12 protein-coding genes and 3 pseudogenes are annotated in these 16,036 nt (G+C 40.5%); 12 read left to right on the plus strand and 3 right to left on the minus strand.

Translation table 11 applies throughout. From position 1 onward, the window contains the following. The 12 genes and pseudogenes from ACFINS_RS01760 to ACFINS_RS01815 form a co-directional block, all read left to right on the plus strand. Nucleotides 1-1,259: pseudogene (locus tag ACFINS_RS01760) on the plus strand (tol-pal system protein); the annotation flags it as partial. A gap of 18 nt (nucleotides 1,260-1,277) precedes the next feature. Further along, complete coding sequence (gene tilS / locus ACFINS_RS01765; protein ID WP_375705804.1) at nucleotides 1,278-2,765, plus strand: tRNA lysidine(34) synthetase TilS; 1,488 nt, start codon at nucleotides 1,278-1,280, stop codon at nucleotides 2,763-2,765. Nucleotides 2,766-2,879: 114 nt separating this feature from the next. Continuing rightward, nucleotides 2,880-5,042: an ATP-dependent zinc metalloprotease FtsH gene (gene ftsH, locus ACFINS_RS01770; RefSeq protein WP_375705805.1), complete on the plus strand. Its 2,163-nt coding sequence runs from the start codon at nucleotides 2,880-2,882 to the stop codon at nucleotides 5,040-5,042. A gap of 470 nt (nucleotides 5,043-5,512) precedes the next feature. Continuing rightward, nucleotides 5,513-6,886 carry a phosphoglucosamine mutase gene (glmM, locus tag ACFINS_RS01775; RefSeq protein WP_375611769.1) on the plus strand — a complete coding sequence of 458 codons (1,374 nt, stop codon included), beginning with the start codon at nucleotides 5,513-5,515 and terminating at the stop codon, nucleotides 6,884-6,886. Between the two features lie 268 nt (nucleotides 6,887-7,154). Further along, nucleotides 7,155-7,385 carry a MerR family DNA-binding transcriptional regulator gene (locus tag ACFINS_RS01780; protein WP_375611770.1) on the plus strand — a complete coding sequence of 77 codons (231 nt, stop codon included), beginning with the start codon at nucleotides 7,155-7,157 and terminating at the stop codon, nucleotides 7,383-7,385. Further along, a pseudogene (locus ACFINS_RS01785) lies at nucleotides 7,340-7,776 on the plus strand (IS607 family transposase). Before ACFINS_RS01780 ends, ACFINS_RS01785 begins: the two are co-directional and overlap by 46 nt. 50 nt (nucleotides 7,777-7,826) lie before the next feature. Next, nucleotides 7,827-7,967, plus strand: coding sequence for a helix-turn-helix domain-containing protein (locus ACFINS_RS01790; protein ID WP_375611780.1), 141 nt, complete (start codon nucleotides 7,827-7,829; stop codon nucleotides 7,965-7,967). Between the two features lie 23 nt (nucleotides 7,968-7,990). Next, nucleotides 7,991-8,968: an RNA-guided endonuclease InsQ/TnpB family protein gene (locus ACFINS_RS01795; protein WP_375645687.1), complete on the plus strand. Its 978-nt coding sequence runs from the start codon at nucleotides 7,991-7,993 to the stop codon at nucleotides 8,966-8,968. A gap of 649 nt (nucleotides 8,969-9,617) precedes the next feature. Further along, nucleotides 9,618-9,863 (plus strand): annotated as a pseudogene (locus ACFINS_RS01800) (HigA family addiction module antitoxin). Nucleotides 9,864-10,063: 200 nt separating this feature from the next. Further along, nucleotides 10,064-10,249 (plus strand): antitoxin VbhA family protein, encoded by a 186-nt coding sequence (locus ACFINS_RS01805; protein WP_375628016.1) that lies wholly within the window; start codon nucleotides 10,064-10,066, stop codon nucleotides 10,247-10,249. Beyond that, entirely contained in the window at nucleotides 10,236-11,753 is a 1,518-nt protein-coding gene (gene vbhT, locus ACFINS_RS01810) for a type II toxin-antitoxin system protein adenylyltransferase VbhT (RefSeq protein WP_375705806.1), read from the plus strand. The genes ACFINS_RS01805 and vbhT overlap by 14 nt, the downstream gene beginning before the upstream one ends. Nucleotides 11,754-11,919: 166 nt before the next feature. Then, a complete protein-coding gene (locus ACFINS_RS01815; RefSeq protein ID WP_375705807.1) occupies nucleotides 11,920-12,039 on the plus strand; it encodes a type II toxin-antitoxin system RelB/DinJ family antitoxin in 120 nt (39 codons plus the stop codon). An 867-nt stretch (nucleotides 12,040-12,906) separates the two neighbouring features. Here the strand turns inward: ACFINS_RS01815 and virB11 are convergent. Genes virB11 through virB9 form a run of 3 tightly spaced genes read right to left on the minus strand, consistent with a single transcriptional unit; the run spans nucleotide 12,907 to nucleotide 16,034 of the window. After that, nucleotides 12,907-13,959, minus strand: a complete 1,053-nt coding sequence (gene virB11, locus ACFINS_RS01820; RefSeq protein WP_375638285.1) for a P-type DNA transfer ATPase VirB11 — start codon at nucleotides 13,957-13,959, stop codon at nucleotides 12,907-12,909. Between the two features lie 17 nt (nucleotides 13,960-13,976). After that, a complete protein-coding gene (gene virB10 / locus ACFINS_RS01825) occupies nucleotides 13,977-15,155 on the minus strand; it encodes a type IV secretion system protein VirB10 (RefSeq protein ID WP_375705808.1) in 1,179 nt (392 codons plus the stop codon). Nucleotides 15,156-15,182: 27 nt separating this feature from the next. Beyond that, a complete protein-coding gene (gene virB9, locus ACFINS_RS01830; protein WP_375642883.1) occupies nucleotides 15,183-16,034 on the minus strand; it encodes a P-type conjugative transfer protein VirB9 in 852 nt (283 codons plus the stop codon). Nucleotides 16,035-16,036: the final 2 nt, after the last annotated feature.

Below are 16,036 nucleotides of genomic sequence, written 5' to 3' on the forward strand. Positions count from 1 at the left end.
CTGACGCTGTTAATAAGGCTGTTGATGCTGTGAAAGAGGCACCTGAAGCAGCTGATAAAGCAGCATCTGATGCGGCGGAAAAAGCCACTGACGCTGTTAATAAGGCTGTTGATGCTGTGAAAGAGGCACCTGAAGCAGCTGATAAAGCAGCATCTGATGCGGCGAAAAAAGCCACTGACGCTGTTAATAAGGCTGTTGATGCTGTGAAGGAAGCACCTGAAGCAGCTGATAAAGCAGCATCTGATGTGATAGAAAAAGCCACTGACGCTGTTGATAAGGCTGTTGATGCAGTGAAGAAAGCACCTGAAGCAGCCGATAAAGCAGCATCTGATGTGGAGGAAAAAGCCACTGACGCTGTTAATAAGGCTGTCGATGCAGTGAAAGAAGCACCTGAAGCAGCTGATAAAGCAGCATCTGATGTGGAGGAAAAAGCCACTGACGCTGTTAATAAGGCTGTTGATGCAGTGAAAGAAGCACCTGAAGCAGCTGATAAAGCAGCATCTGATGTGGTGGAAAAAGCTACTAGTGTTGCAGAGCACCAAGGGATTATTTTAGAGAATCAACAGGCTTTATTTAAAGATTATGATTTAGATAAGCTTTTGCATAAGATACGAATGGTGCTTGAGCATAACAGTTTAAAAAATGTTAACAAGCAGTTTCACGAGCTTTTTGATACAGAAGTCTCTTCTGTTTATTCTTGTTCTTTTGAAAAGTCTGCTGTAGATGAAAAATCTCAGACTGTAAAGGAAGAGATGGAGCAGGACCATAGTACAGGTGACCAGACAAAGGTTGCTGCTGTGGAAGCTAAGGTGGAGAGCCATGACCATGAAAACAGTCAACCTTTTAACAAAGCGCATGAAGTAAGTGCTCCAATTGAAGCACATCAGAGTGACAATCTTTCTTCTTCTAAAGCTTTGTATAAGGAAGGGTATGATTTTATTCGTTCTGCTAACTATGTTGATGCTGAAAAAAGCTTTTGCGCTTTTCAAAATCGTTACAAAAAAGATCCTTTGAGTGATGATGCTTTATTTTGGTTGGCCGAATCTTTGTTGGGGCAAAAACGCTATCATGAAGCAGCACAAGTTTATCTTACCGCATGGTATGCAGATAAAAAGAAGCTCTATACCTCCGAGATTTTACTGAAATTAGCAAGAAGTATGGTCGCTCTTGAGCCAAATAAAGACGATTGTGCTCATTTTGTGAAAAAATCAAAACGTCAACAAACATTAGCATCTGTTTTTTGTAAACCTGCAAAATAAACAGCGAGGTCGTTTTCGGTGTGCGTTAGACTGGCAAGAAATCTCTTTAAAACATCGGATTTTATTCAATGTCAGAAGTTGATTCTTGCCGTCTCAGGGGGAAGTGATTCTTTGGCTTTGATGTTTTTGGTCAAAGAGCATTTGGAAACTCTCGCATTTCCTCCAGAAATGATTGTTGTCACGGTTGATCATCAATTGCGTAAAGAATCGATGCGTGAAGCAGAAACTGTTGCGAAAATTTGTCGTGTCCATGATATTCAACATATCACTGTGCGATGGGAAGGCGAAAAGCCAAAGACGCATATTGCTTCCAGCGCGCGTGTTGCACGCTATGATCTCTTGGTTAAAGAAGCACAAAAACAAGGCGCATCACTTATTATGACGGGGCATACACTCAATGATCAGGTTGAGACCTATCATATGCGGTATCAACGTCTCCAAAAGAATAGAGGTGCTTTATATAGTGAAGCTGTTGCCATGCGCGATGAAGTTTATGCCAGTGGTTTTGCTGGTATTTTGCGCGGTGAAGCCGAGGGTATACGTGATGAGGATCATACCAGAAAAACAAAAAAAAATATTGCCGAAAAAAACTATGGTCCCCTTTATGAGCGCGGTTTATCCTGTATTCCGCGTGAGGCGTTGTTGCATAGAAAAGTGCGTTTGATTCGGCCACTCCTTGGTGTAAAACGCCAAACATTACGGAATTATTTACGCTTACAAGGACAAACATGGATTGATGATCCAACCAATGAAGATCGCAATTTTGAACGTGTGCGCGTGCGTCAATCTCTTTCTCCACAAAAATTGGCTTATATTGCTCAAAAAATAAATGAAGCCGCATTGCAGCGTCGTCAACACGCGCAAAATATTGCTGATTTGATCTTAGCACTGGATATTACTGTCCAACATGGACGTTGTTTCATAGCAAAGCCTGCGCTATTTTTACAGAAACATTCCAGTTTTCCTTTCGTGGTGGGGCTCTTTGCTGTGCTGATGGGAGGGGGATTTTATTTGCTCCCCAATCAGAAATTAAGCATGCTTGTTCAAAAACTCTGTCTTGATTCTCCAGAAAAGCGGCGTTTTACTTATGCGGGCTCTGTTATTGAATATAACAAGCAGGGAATTTCTTTGTGGCGTGAAGGGCGAAATATGAAAGAGGCTATTGTTGAGCCAGATAAAACTTTTATATGGGATGGGCGCTATCATATCACAAATCATGGATATGAGGCTATAAAGGTTGGAGCCGCAAATTTAGAACAGCTGAAATTTTTATTAAAAAATAGCGATTTTGAGCTTGAAAAGCCTCATTTTCCCTCTTTACAATCGCTGCTGATGATCTCAAATCATAAAGGGTATGATATTCCAGAGTTGATTTCTCAAGCAGTTGTTCATAAACATGTTATCGTCAAGCGAATTATGGCACCTTTCGATTGGCTTTCCTCACGAGAAGATGCAGCCTTGGTGAATGTTGTGGAACCTTTTTTTAATATTGAGGTGAAAAGATAAAGGAAAATTACTCTAAAAGAAAATAAACAGCTTCTCATCCCTTGGCAAGGGGCTGACAAGGTTATATGTTAAGGGGAACTGTTTGAAATCTATATTTGATTAAGTGGGCTGAATATGAATTCCAATTACCGCTCTCTCCTTATTTGGGGAGTTATTGCATTGATTTTGATTGTGTCGTTTTCTCTCTTTAATGGAGATAGCCAACGTTCTGGTGGTGGAGAAGTCTCCTATTCTGAATTTTTGCAAAAAGTTGAGAATAATGAGTTGAAATCTGTGACCATTCAAGGTCAAAAATTAACAGGAAAAACCATTGAACATAGAGCTATTTCAACCTATGCTCCTCGCGATCCAGGTTTGATACAAAAATTGGAAAGCAAAAACGTTAATGTTAAAGCTATTCCTGAAAGCTCTGGAAATAGCATTTTCCTCAATCTCCTCTTTTCCTTATTACCTGTTATTATTATCGTGGGGGCGTGGGTCTTTTTTATGCGGCAAATGCAAAATGGGTCACGCGGTGCAATGGGATTTGGGAAATCGAAAGCAAGATTGCTTAATGAAGCGCAAGGACGTATTACCTTTAAAGATGTTGCTGGCGTTGAAGAAGCAAAGCAAGATCTTCAAGAAATTGTTGAATTTTTACGCGAACCACAAAAATTTCAACGCTTAGGGGGGCGTATCCCACGCGGTGTTTTGCTTGTTGGTCCTCCAGGAACCGGTAAAACTTTGCTAGCACGTTCTGTGGCAGGTGAAGCCAATGTGCCATTCTTTACCATTTCAGGGTCTGATTTTGTTGAAATGTTTGTTGGTGTTGGGGCAAGCCGTGTGCGCGATATGTTCGAACAGGCTAAAAAAAATGCACCTTGTATTATCTTTATCGATGAAATCGATGCTGTTGGACGCCATCGGGGGGCTGGTCTTGGCGGTGGAAACGATGAACGTGAACAGACCTTAAACCAGTTGCTTGTCGAAATGGATGGGTTTGAGCCCAATGAAAGTATTATTCTTATTGCCGCAACAAACCGTCCCGATGTGCTTGATCCCGCTTTGTTAAGACCAGGGCGTTTCGACCGACAAGTTGTTGTGCCAAACCCTGATGTTTCTGGGCGTGAACAAATCTTGAAAGTGCATGTGCGCAACGTGCCTTTAGCGCCTAACGTTGATTTGAAAATTTTGGCAAGGGGAACACCAGGATTTTCCGGTGCAGACCTGATGAATCTGGTCAATGAAGCTGCTCTTATGGCTGCGAGCCGTAATAAAAGAGTTGTCACGATGCAAGAATTCGAAGATGCCAAAGATAAGGTGATGATGGGGGCTGAACGTCGTTCAACCGCTATGACACAAGAGGAAAAAGAACTCACTGCTTATCACGAAGCAGGACATGCTATTGTGGCTCTTAATGTGCCGGTTGCTGATCCTGTCCACAAAGCAACAATCGTTCCAAGGGGAAGAGCATTGGGAATGGTGATGCAATTGCCTGAAGGCGATCGCTATTCCATGAGTTATCGGTGGATGATTTCTCGTCTGGCCATTATGATGGGTGGACGTGTGGCTGAAGAATTAAAGTTTGGAAAGGAAAATATCACATCTGGTGCTTCTTCTGATATTGAACAAGCAACGAAATTAGCTCGCGCGATGATCACACGGTGGGGATTTTCTGATCTGCTTGGAAATGTAGCTTATGGCGATAACCAAGATGAAGTCTTTTTGGGTCATTCTGTTGCGCGAACACAAAATGTCTCTGAAGAAACAGCGCGCATGATTGATATGGAAGTGCGTAAGCTTATTGATGATGCCTATAAAAATGCGACAAACATTTTGAAAACAAAAAGAAAAGAATGGTTTGCTTTGGCACAAGGTTTGTTGGAATATGAGACTTTAACGGGAGCTGAAATTAACGAAGTTATTGCAGGAAAGCCTCCTTCACGCACACAGAAAGATGAGGGTGCTGCGCCACGGGGGTCTTCTGTTCCAAAAACTGGAACGGTCAGAGCAGAGATAACAGTGGTAGATGAAAAAAACGCTGAAGCAGCCCCTAAAACAGTGCTTCATAAAGCAGAGACAGATAAAGGCGAGGCAGGCAAAGCAGAGGCAGCTGTTGGGAAAAAAACAGCAAAATCCGGTAATGTTGGGCCTAAGGAGGCTCAGTCTAAAGAAGTGCAATCGGATGAGACTGAGAAAAAAGCACAAAGCACAAAAGGCACCACAAAATCAGTCAACCGCTCTAAAAGTAATGCTGAAAAGAAGTCCAATACTGCGGGACATGATAAAGAAAAATAAGAACCGTTTAATATCGCTTGAGTGACGATGTTTTAGGAAAACTTCTAAATTCTTTGAGAAAGGCGCAAGTTTTGTTTGCGCCTTTCTTGTAATATTTGCAAAAATATGGAAGCAAAAAATTAAGCAAAGCCGTTGTATGATGGCGGCTTTAGCATGCTACAAGGCGAGGTGGACTGTTGCTTTTCTAATGTGGTAGGGGGTTGTAAGGTTAGGCGATAGATTTCCTTGCTGATTTGGTAGGGTGTGAGGTTTGGTGCTGGGTTTCTTTACGGATTTAGCAAGTGTGTGAAATTATCCGTTGGTTGTGTTAAAGGGATGTATAGAGCATTTTGAGGAGATAATATTGCTTTTATGTGTGAGGGTGTAAACATAATTGCTTGAGAGTGGTTTAGATGTGTAGATGGTGAAGGGGGCTTGTTAGGGTTTTAAGGAAAAGCCAAGGGAAGAATTATATATTAAAGGAAAGAGGCATGGTGCAAAAATATTTTGGTACAGATGGAATTCGGGGGAAAGCCAATTCATTTCCTATGACACCCGATTTTGCCATGAAGGTGGGGATGGCTGTAGGGGTTTTATTTCGCTCACAACATCAATCTCATCGTGTGGTGATTGGTAAGGATACACGATTATCTGGCTATATGTTGGAAAACGCTTTGGTTTCAGGGTTGACTGCTGCGGGGATGGAAGCTTTTTTATTGGGTCCAGTGCCAACCCCTGCTGTTGCAATGCTTTGCCGCTCTTTGCGAGCGGATCTTGGGGTGATGATTTCTGCTTCTCATAATCCGTTCTATGATAATGGAATTAAACTTTTTGGTCCTGATGGTTTTAAGCTTTCAGATGATATGGAAGCGAAAATTGAACAATTGATCGATACAGATCTTTCAAAGTCTTTAGCAAGTTCTGCCGAAATTGGTTATGCAAAACGGGTTGAGGGAGATATTTATCGTTATATTGAATATGCCAAACGAACTTTGCCGCGTGATGTTCGCTTAGATACTGTGCGTATTGTTGTGGATTGTGCCAATGGGGCTACTTATAAAGCGGCTCCCCGTGCTTTATGGGAATTGGGGGCTGAGGTTTTTGCTATTCATGATGAGCCCAATGGGACCAATATTAATCAAAAATGTGGATCAACCGATTTAAGCTCTTTAAAACGAAAAGTGCATGAAGTGCGTGCTGATGTGGGGATTGCTCTTGATGGAGATGGAGATCGGGTTCTCATTGTTGATGAAAAAGCACAAACGGTTGATGGAGATCAGTTAATTGCTGTAATTGCTGAAAATTGGCATAAAATGGGACGATTACGGTGCAATGGTGTTGTCACAACGATTATGTCAAATCTTGGACTAGAGCGTTTCTTGAATAGCAAAGGGTTGCACCTTGTAAGGACAAAAGTTGGAGATCGTTATGTTGTCGATGCCATGCGCCAAAAGGGATATAATGTTGGTGGTGAGGCTTCTGGCCATATCGTGCTTAGTGATTTTGGTACAACGGGTGATGGCTTGGTGGCTGCATTGCAGATTTTAGCCTGTATGAAGGAAAGTCAAAGCCCTATGAGCCAATTGTGTAAACGGTTTGAACCTGTACCGCAAATTTTAAAAAATGTAACGATTAAAAATAAAAATGTCTTGAAAAAAAATCCCGTCAAAGCGGCCATTGATCAAGCAGAGAAGCGGTTAGGAAAAGAGGCACGGCTGGTGATCCGCGCTTCTGGAACTGAGCCGGTTATCCGCCTTATGGCTGAAGGCGATGCACGAGAAGTATTGGACACTGTCGTGACAGAGTTGATGGATGTTATTATTCATCATGATGTACGCATGGGGACTGCACTTGAGGAATCTTGAATTTTTTGAAAAAATTATCAGATCATCTTTGAATAAAGGTCTGATTTTAATGCGGGATTTTGGCAATTACAAAAGGAAAGTCCAATTCTAATAACTACAATGCGTATAGATTTCTCTATAGTTCGTAAGATATAAAAAATATGCCTTTTTTTGATTTTCCTTTTTCTTTTACTTATTCGTAAATCGGTTATTAGTTTAACAGAGTTTGTAGTGGGGGGCTTTAACAGCTTATTTGTAATCTATTTATATCTGTGTAATAATACACATTATGGATAGATTTATTGGGATAGGTAAGGCCGCTCAAGTTTTGGGTGTTTCGATCAGCACTCTACGCCGTTGGGAATGTGAAGACAAAATTATTTCTGAGCACACGGCAGGAGGTCACCGCCGTTATGACCTATCTAGGCTTAGACCTGAGCTTTTCATTCGAGAGAACTATCACAAAGAAAAACCATTGCTTATGCGCGTGTATCGAGCCATGATCAAAAAGACGATTTAGAGCGACAAAAACAGGTTCTCGAGCTTTATTGCGCAAGCCAAGGTGGACTTATGAACTCATCTCTGATTTAGGGTCAGGGATGAATTATCGTAAAAAAGGTCTTAAACGTTTGTTGGATGCTCTCATTGAAAATGAAATAGGTCGTTTGGTGATTACGCATAAAGATCGTTTATTGCGCTTTGGTGCGGAATTGGTCTTCGCCATTTGTGAAGCCAAACAAGTTGAGGTTGTCATTCTCAATCAAGGAGAAGAAAGCAGTTTTGAAGAAGATTTAGCCAAAGATGTTTTAGAAATTATTACTGTCTTCAGTGCTCGTCTTTATGGAAGTCGTTCGAGAAAAAATCAAAAGTTATTAGAGAATGTTCGTCAAGCTGTAGAAGCATCGCAATGATTGTTGCTCACAAAATAGCTCTAGACTTAAACAATAAACAACGAAGCTACATGGCTCGAGCCAGTGGTTGCGCGCGCTTTGCTTATAATTGGGCACTGAAGGAATGGCAGCAGCAATATGAAGCATGGAAGAAAGATAATAATTTACAAAGCCTAATGACTATGCGCTACGTAGACAATTCAATTCTCTAAAACGAGAACAATTTCCATGGATAATGGAAGTCACTAAAAATGCTCCACAAATGGCAATTATTCAATTGGGTATGGCTTTTAAGAATTTCTTTTCAGGAAGAAGCCGATATCCCACTTTGAGAAAGAAAGGAGTGCACGATCGTTTTACTTTAACCAATGATCAAGTACAGTTGCAAGGTTCCAAGATAAGAATTCCCAAACTTGGTTGGGTTCGTCTGCGAGAACAATTGCGATTTCAAGGAAAGATCTTGTCAGTAACCATTAGCCGTAAAGCGGATCGGTGGTTTGTAAGTCTTAGCGTTGAAACCAATAATCAAGAGCCACTGAGCGAGAACCAAGCTATTGTTGGTCTTGATTTGGGCGTCAATGCACTTGCAACGCTTTCGACAGGAGAAACCATAAGAAGCGTTAAACCTTATAAGGCTTTGCTAAATCGTTTACGACGCTTATCACGAAAGCTAAGCCGTAAGCAAAAAGGCTCGAGCAATCGTTATAAGGAGAAACAAAAACTCGCTAAGCTTCATGCACGAATAAGTAATATCAGAACAGATCATTTGCATAAGGTTACAACAGATTTAATTCAGCGTTTTGGTACATTTTGTCTGGAAGATCTTCATGTAAAAGGTTTGCTGAAAAATCAGCATTTATCGCGTGCCCTTGCAGATCAAAGCTTTTTCGAGTTTCGCCGTCAATTGGAATATAAGGCGGCACGTTATGGTCGACAGATTGTTATTGCAGATCGTTGGTATGCGAGCAGTAAGATCTGCCATCATTGCGGATGTAAGATTGAACAATTACCTCTTAGCATACGTGAGTGGAGATGTTCTCATTGTGGTACGAACCATGATAGAGACATTAATGCCGCGATTAATTTAAAAAACTTGGCGGTGAGTTCCACCGTGTCAGCCTGTGGAGAGGAATGCTCTGGGCAATGTCCTGTGACTTTGGTGAAACCAGCCTCGAAGAAGCAGGAAATCAACAGTATATTTAATCAGAAATGATTATATTTACATAAGTTTGATAGAACGGGAGTTTAAGTGTTATTCATTCTTTTTACTGGACATACAGCGGGTGCAGCGCCTCATGAACATCAAACAGCAATGGTCATTGTGGTTATATCATCTTGATGTTTCTAAGTGCCGCTGCCAATTGGGGATATGATACGCTCCTATTACGTTTAGCTCCTCCTAATTATGAACTTATACTTTTCCAATAATTAGTAGAATAATGAGAAAGAGATGAGAATGAGCAATTTTTTCACGACAGTTCTAATGTTTATAAAGTAAAAAAAGCCGTGTGATGTAAAAATAATGAACATTTTTTGTATCTTGGAAGGGTACACTCTATATTCATTTACAATTTTAAGATTTAAACATAAAAGGATTGAAGCCTTCTATAATACTGGTACGACTGAAGGGATTAGAACCGCCCATGCTCAAAAATTAAAGCGTATTCTAAGTGCTCTTGAAGGAGATGTATCGCCAAAAGATTTGAGTTATCCATCCTTTTAATTACATCTGCTAAAGGGTGATTTCAAGGATTATTAGTCAATTACTGTAAATGGAAATTGTTGCGTAATATTTCGCTTTGATAGCATAGATGTGGAAATGGTTGATTATCTGGATTGTCATCAAAAAGCAGATCTAAACAATGATGAAGAATCCTTCACATCCCAGTGAATTATTGCGAGAAGATGTGATCAAAGAGCTTGGTTTATCCTTTAATGAAGCAGCAGAGTAGCTTGGTATATCTCGTGTAGCACTTTCTAGAGTTTTAAATGGAAAAGCCGCTATGAGTGCTAATCTTGCTATTAGGCTTGAAATGTCTGGTGTAAGCACAGCACGTGCTTGGCTTGCTATGCAAACAAATTATGATCTATCAAAAAAAAATCCTTAACAACAGTCCCATGATCAAGATTGCATAAAAGAGTTTCAAATGGCAGTTAAGTTTTTGCAACAGAAACGTATACAAGAGCTAAATCATGCGTATGAGCGTACAAGGTCAAAAGATGTAACGCGGGTAAGACAAGGAATAAAATCTTGTTTCTATAGTCTGTTTGGCTATAATAAATATAAGCAAAGGAGGGTTTTAATATATTGAGTGAAGAGGAAATTAAGCTGCGTCGCCTCTATGCTGAAAATGCATTGGCAAGCCAACGTTTAGAGGGATTAGAGCCAGATCCAAAAGTCGTTGAGCAAATGGAACGTGTTATTATTGGAGAGTTTGAAACAAGTGATATCCTCAAAGATTATATGGAGAGGGTAAAACGTGGAGAAGTATAAGGGGAGCGGTGATCCTTATACTGATCCTGAAACTGGTGTGATGTATAATCGGCTTGGTATTAAAGACAAAGCCACACTGCAACGTGTAGAATCTACGATTTCTTATGTAAAATCTTTCGAATTTGTACATACTCCTATTGGTGGTAAGTTTGATCTGAATTACATGAAAGAGATTCATAGAAGACTGTTTGGTGACATATATGAATGGGCGGGACAAGTTCGTTTAGTGGATATTGCCAAAGGCAATAGTATGTTTGCTAGTTATAATCAGATTGAAAGTTATGCACCGAAGATTACGCAAAAGCTTGCAAAAGAACAGTATCTGCGTGGTCTTGGCGCTTATGACTTTAGCCAAAGGGCTGGGTATTACATGGGCGAATTGAATGCGTTGCATCCGTTTCGAGAGGGGAATGGGCGTACTCAGCGTGAATTTATGGTGCAACTGGCTCGTGAAGCTGGTTATCATATCAACTGGAAGGGTATTGAGCGACAAGAAATGACACGTGCGTCAATTGAAGCACATTTTGGTAATTCAGAATATCTATCTGCACTCATCTATAAGAACCTTATCAAGTTTACAGAAAATAAAAGGGATGATGTTTCTCAAGGTATTGGCAAAAATATTGCTTTTGGCGTTTATCTTAATAAAGAGTGCTTGGAACAACAAAAAGAGAAGATTGAAACTCCTTGGGATAGAGAAAAGACAAGTTTTGCTAAACGTCAAAAAGAAGAACTTGAACAATTACAAAATGATTTGAATGTTGTTGCAAAAGCAACAGAACGAGAGCCATACCTTGCTGCTTATATAGATAATTCTAATCTAGAACAGAAGGTGCTAAGCGCTCTTAGAAATAAAAAATCTTACATTGATGTGTTTAAGGAGTTAAACAGTCATTTAGCATCTATTTATAGAGATCCACAAGAGGCTGCGTTTAGGATTGAGCAAACGATTTTAGCAGGTAAAGGCGATAAACTTCCTGATATTTTGGATAGGGCACCTGATAGAGCGGGCGAACTGCGTGGATCAGATCGTTTTATCGATAAATTGAAGGCTACAGGAAAAGAACGAAAAGAAGCGCTTTATCATGTTCCTCTTGCTATTTCTTCTATTAAACTGCTTCAATCCTTTTATGAGAATTCTTATGAGACGCTGATGGTTAGTGTTACACGGGAGCGTGAGCGATTGAAAGTTGAGGTTCCGTCACTTTCACAAGAAGCAGTGACTTTTATGAAAAATGTTGAAGCTGGTTGTGATAGTTATTCAAAGATACCAGAGCAGGTTAATCAAGAGTTTTTAAAGCTACAAAGTGTTTTAGATAAACGTTTTGGACATGATGCCATTCATAAATATGGTTTTGATTTATCAAAAGCAATCCCCAAAGAACAGTCTTATAATAAAGAACGCATAAAAGAATTTCAAATGGCAGTTAAGTTTTTGCAACAGAGACAACAGGAGAAAATCAACGCAATAGCGCGTGCAAGATCAATAGATATGATACGGTAAGGGCAAGGATAAAGCCTTATGCTGTATAAGCCCTATTAAGCCATATGGCAAAAGAGAGGTAATCAAAAGAGGTTTAATATGGGTGTGACAAAAGACGTTGTATGTGCCTGCATAGATAGGGCGTTAAAAAAAATTCGGTGAAATATTAGCAAGTTTAGGACTTACGGTGTCTGATTTCATCCGTATTGCTTTGACAAAAGTTGTTGATGAAAGAGGATTGCCGTTTGATATGTATATTCCTCATGAGAAAACGCTTAAAACTTTTGAGAAAAGTGATAAGGGTTAAGAGAAGTGACAAGGGTTAAGAGATATAGCTGAAGATAGGTAAGATTTGTTTTGTCATTTGGATATTTGATATTTCTGATCATTCACTTCAAGTTAGCTTTTCATTTACATCATTATCGTTATGGGTGTTTCCGTATATTGAATGATGTATGCAAACCGTGATTGAAATGGCAGCTTATTGAATTTCTGTGAAAGAAGAAGGCATATCGCCTGAATAATTATTTGATATTGTTTCTTTTATTGCTACTCATTCAGATGCTGGTGGTCTTATGCAAGGGTTGAGAGAAAGCCAAGGAAAGTTAGGTTTAAAAGCATAAGAGTAAAAGTGGGGGATATAAAGTTATACCCTTTTTTGGTGGTTAAAATATTCCGGTGTTGATCGAAGATATTTACAGTCAATCATCTTGAGGTAATTTGACAAAATCAGAGAGGAATGCGTTGAAGAAAATTTTTATATTGCGCCTTGATGAATATCGAAAAGAATAATAATGGATAAGGCACATAAAGCAGGATCTCGTATATTAAAAGGTGTTTGTGAAGCTTTTGTCTGAAGCTAAAGGTGAAGCGGATACTAAATTTTGTATCGATATTCCTGCAAATATTGATGTCAAAAAAAATCAGAAAAAATATAGGGTTATAGATATCATTTTCGGCACGTTTTGGTTTTCCTGTGGGGCGCATTCGTGATTGGGAATGGGGATGATATTTTTACTTCTTTTTACTTGTTGTTTTCGATTATTGACACTGAACTTGAAGCTATGGTGGTAATTTAGCACGCGATGATATCCGCGGCTTATAATCGTGTTTTTAAGAAAGCTCTATTGGTATAGTTTTTGCTTATAAAAAAGGGTGTGAGGGTGGCGTTTTTTTAAAAAGCATCACGGCGCTTGAAAGGGTCGTAATAAATTTCTGTTACACGAAATTTTCCTTCCAAACGTTTACATTGGATGATGACATCTATCATCGAGATTAATAAGCCGCGGATATCATCGCGTGCTAAATTACCACCACCGTCACTTTCTTTGACTAAAAGGGTCATTTGTTCAAAGGCTGCAAGGGCTGTTGAGGCGTGGACGGTGGTAATGGAGCCGGGGTGACCAGAATTGACATTACGGATATAGTAAAAGGCTGTACCATCACGCAGCTCTTGTAGAAGGATTCTGTCGGGGCGCATGCGTAAGCCTGATTCAAGCAGTTCTTTTGCGCCTGCTTTTGCTAAGCCTTGGTTATCTTTTGAATAAAAGAGCTGCACTTTGTTGGCGTGCGGAACGACAAGTTCTGGTGTGTCTTCAATGGTGAGAATTCGTTCATAGTCAGGGATTTTTGCAATCAAAGCTTTGGAGAGGGTTGTTTTACCAGAACCGGTTTTTCCCGATATTAAGATATTTTGTTGTGTAATAACGGCTTTTTCTAAAAAGGTGCAAAAATCTTTCGCGATAAAGAGATCTGTTAGCTCTTTGTCTGTATCAGAGAGTTCGGATAACCGTTCTGTCATTTGTTGCGTGGGTGTGAAACTGGTGTTTTGGGCGACAGAAAACAGATTGTTTTCATGTAAACTTTCAAGAGAAAAAGTGCGTGATGAAGGTTTACGAATGGTCATGCTAATGGTATTGGCTGCAACTGCTGGAGGCATAACAATTTGTATGCGTTCGTTGTTTGGCAGTGTTGCGGAGAGAACGGGGTTTTCTACACTGATTTTTTGTGTTGTGTAGGCAGCAACAACTTTTGCAATCCCTTCTAGTTCGCTGTAGGTTAGCTCTTTTAAGATGTGGGTTTGCCAACCATTGGGACCCTCAACGATTACTTCGCCAGGGCGATTGATGACAATTTCAAATAAATTGTCATTATTGAGGAAGTCATCTAAGATCTTTAATTTTGTTAAAACGATGGAGGCGCGTTCTGCATTTTTTGCTGATGGCATAATGTGACTTTATTGGCTTAATGAAAAAAGGAATAGCTGGGAGTAGAGCGGTTTCTTTTGCTCTTTACGACTAGTTTATAGACAGAGGAAAAATCGAGATCTTTTGCTACAAAGATGTTGACCAGTTCGCCTTGAAATTTTTCTAGGGTAGGAGGGATGTTGATTTGATTTTCAAGAGCAATACTGGCGGCCTCTTTTCCAGTGTTGTTTGCGCCTTCAAAACCGCCGCCTCCAGAGTTGTTTGAACCTTCTTTATTGGAATTGCCTACTATTTTATTTGTTAAAACTGTTGTGGCACCATCAATAACGGTGAGTAAAAGGGAAGAGCCAAAGCGTTCCCACCAATGGGTGTTGATGTTGCCATCAAAACCGGCTCTGCCTAAACTGTCGGTTGCGGGTGAGGCAAGGTCGATGATGACACCGGTTGGGGTTTTTGCTCTTGTCCAGAGTACAAAGAGGCGAGATTGACCTTGTTTTATCCCTCCGCGGTATTCGCCAATCACTTGGGTTCCTTTATCAAGCAAAACAACGCGCCCATTGTCAGAGAGGATATCACGGTTGATGATGCAGCTTGCAAAGCCTGGTTGCTCACTGTTTAATGCGGTTTCTAAGATACAGGGAATAGAGGTTCCCATGGCGATGATAAAGTTTCTATTGCCGATGAGTTTTGCTTTTGCTTTTGCTTCTTCTGTTTTGGTAGGCTTTAATAGGGTTGCAAAATTTTGTGTGTCTTGAAGGGCAGGAGAATTTTGCGCATTCGCGAGATTTTCAAGGGCATGGAATTTTTCAAAGGGGTTGAGAGTCGTGTTGACGATGTCTTTTAATTGAGATTTAGAGCCTTTGGCAAAAGCGATAACAGGGGCACGTCTTGCGGCATCAAGTAATGGGTCATCTTTTTTGGGTTCTTGTGCGAGTGGTTGTGGGGGTGGTAAGGTTATTGGCGCTATGTTTGCACGCGGGTCAGAGGGCGCGAGCTCTAAAGGGGCGAGGGAATTGTGAAAGCTTTTTTCTTGTTTTTTATGAGCTTTTGCGGTGTCTTTTTGTTCTGTGGGGGAGGATAAGATGTTCCAGAGCACATAGCCGCAGATTCCTATACAGGCTATTGCGACAACTATTTTTTTGCCAGCGCTTTTGGCGCTATTGTTTTTGCCATCCCCAATAGATCCGCGATCTTCGATGATTGATTTATCACTCATGTGTTGTCCCCTTCAATTCCCGCTTATTTAAAGATCTGATGCAATTTTACGTTCAACAGATGGTGAGGTTGTTCCGGTATTTGGATTTGTGCCTTTTGGTTGATAGGCTTCGTTAAAGACGCATAGGACGTTTTTTCCCTGTCTTAGGGTGAAGCGTGCGCTAATGGCATGGACAATCACCATGTTGCCTCTTGTGGTTTTGGGAACCAGCGATTCTGTACCGTCATTGCTGACAATGTAAATGGCAGGGATTTCTTGGTTGTCTGGAAATGTAAATGTTGTTGTTTTGCCATTGTCATAAACGGAGGAGGGTTCAAGAGTGATAGAGCCTTGAGCGGTGTAAGCCCAATTGCGTGGTCCGTAGGTTTCAGAAGCGTTGAAGACATTATCGATACGCTGGGCTTGTTGTTTTTCTTGTCGCATAAGGGCTGCGAGTCTTCTTTGTTCTGCTTCTTCTTGTGGGTAGCGAAATTTCACAAGGAAATATGTTTCTTGTCCAGAGGAAATTTCTCCATCTTTGACCATCAGTTCAAATTGATAGGAGCGCTTTGAGCCATCAAGCTTTGTGGTGACGACTTGGAGATTGGTAATGGGTTGGACTTCCCGCGCTTTGAGGAAAAGAATATTGCCAGCGGGGGCGACTTCCCATGCAACGCTGTTGCCAATTGCTACATGGGCAATTTCTTCATTGGGAGAAAATTCTATTTGTACCGATGAGCGTATGGAGCCAATAATTTTTGTGACATTATAGGCATCATAGTTGATAAAGCGAATGCGGCTATCGCTTGGCGCACGAGTGGGAAAAATACTGGCATGGCTAGGCGTTAAAGAAAGGGTAATAGCGATGTTAAGAATGAAAAAAAGAATTTTTTTTGTCATGA

Origin of the sequence: Bartonella sp. AA2SXKL (assembly GCF_042197205.1) — a bacterium.
Taxonomy (GTDB): domain Bacteria; phylum Pseudomonadota; class Alphaproteobacteria; order Rhizobiales; family Rhizobiaceae; genus Bartonella.

Bases quoted from the DNA above. Each gene is read 5' to 3' on its own strand.
- ACFINS_RS01780 (WP_375611770.1), top strand. From the start codon at position 7,155: ATGGATAGATTTATTGGGATAGGTAAGGCCGCTCAAGTTTTGGGTGTT.
- ACFINS_RS01795 (WP_375645687.1), top strand. From the start codon at position 7,991: ATGGAAGTCACTAAAAATGCTCCACAAATGGCAATTATTCAATTGGGT.
- virB9 (WP_375642883.1), bottom strand. From the start codon at position 16,034: ATGACAAAAAAAATTCTTTTTTTCATTCTTAACATCGCTATTACCCTT.
- glmM (WP_375611769.1), top strand. From the start codon at position 5,513: ATGGTGCAAAAATATTTTGGTACAGATGGAATTCGGGGGAAAGCCAAT.
- virB11 (WP_375638285.1), bottom strand. From the start codon at position 13,959: ATGCCATCAGCAAAAAATGCAGAACGCGCCTCCATCGTTTTAACAAAA.
- ACFINS_RS01790 (WP_375611780.1), top strand. From the start codon at position 7,827: ATGGCTCGAGCCAGTGGTTGCGCGCGCTTTGCTTATAATTGGGCACTG.
- virB10 (WP_375705808.1), bottom strand. From the start codon at position 15,155: ATGAGTGATAAATCAATCATCGAAGATCGCGGATCTATTGGGGATGGC.
- ftsH (WP_375705805.1), top strand. From the start codon at position 2,880: ATGAATTCCAATTACCGCTCTCTCCTTATTTGGGGAGTTATTGCATTG.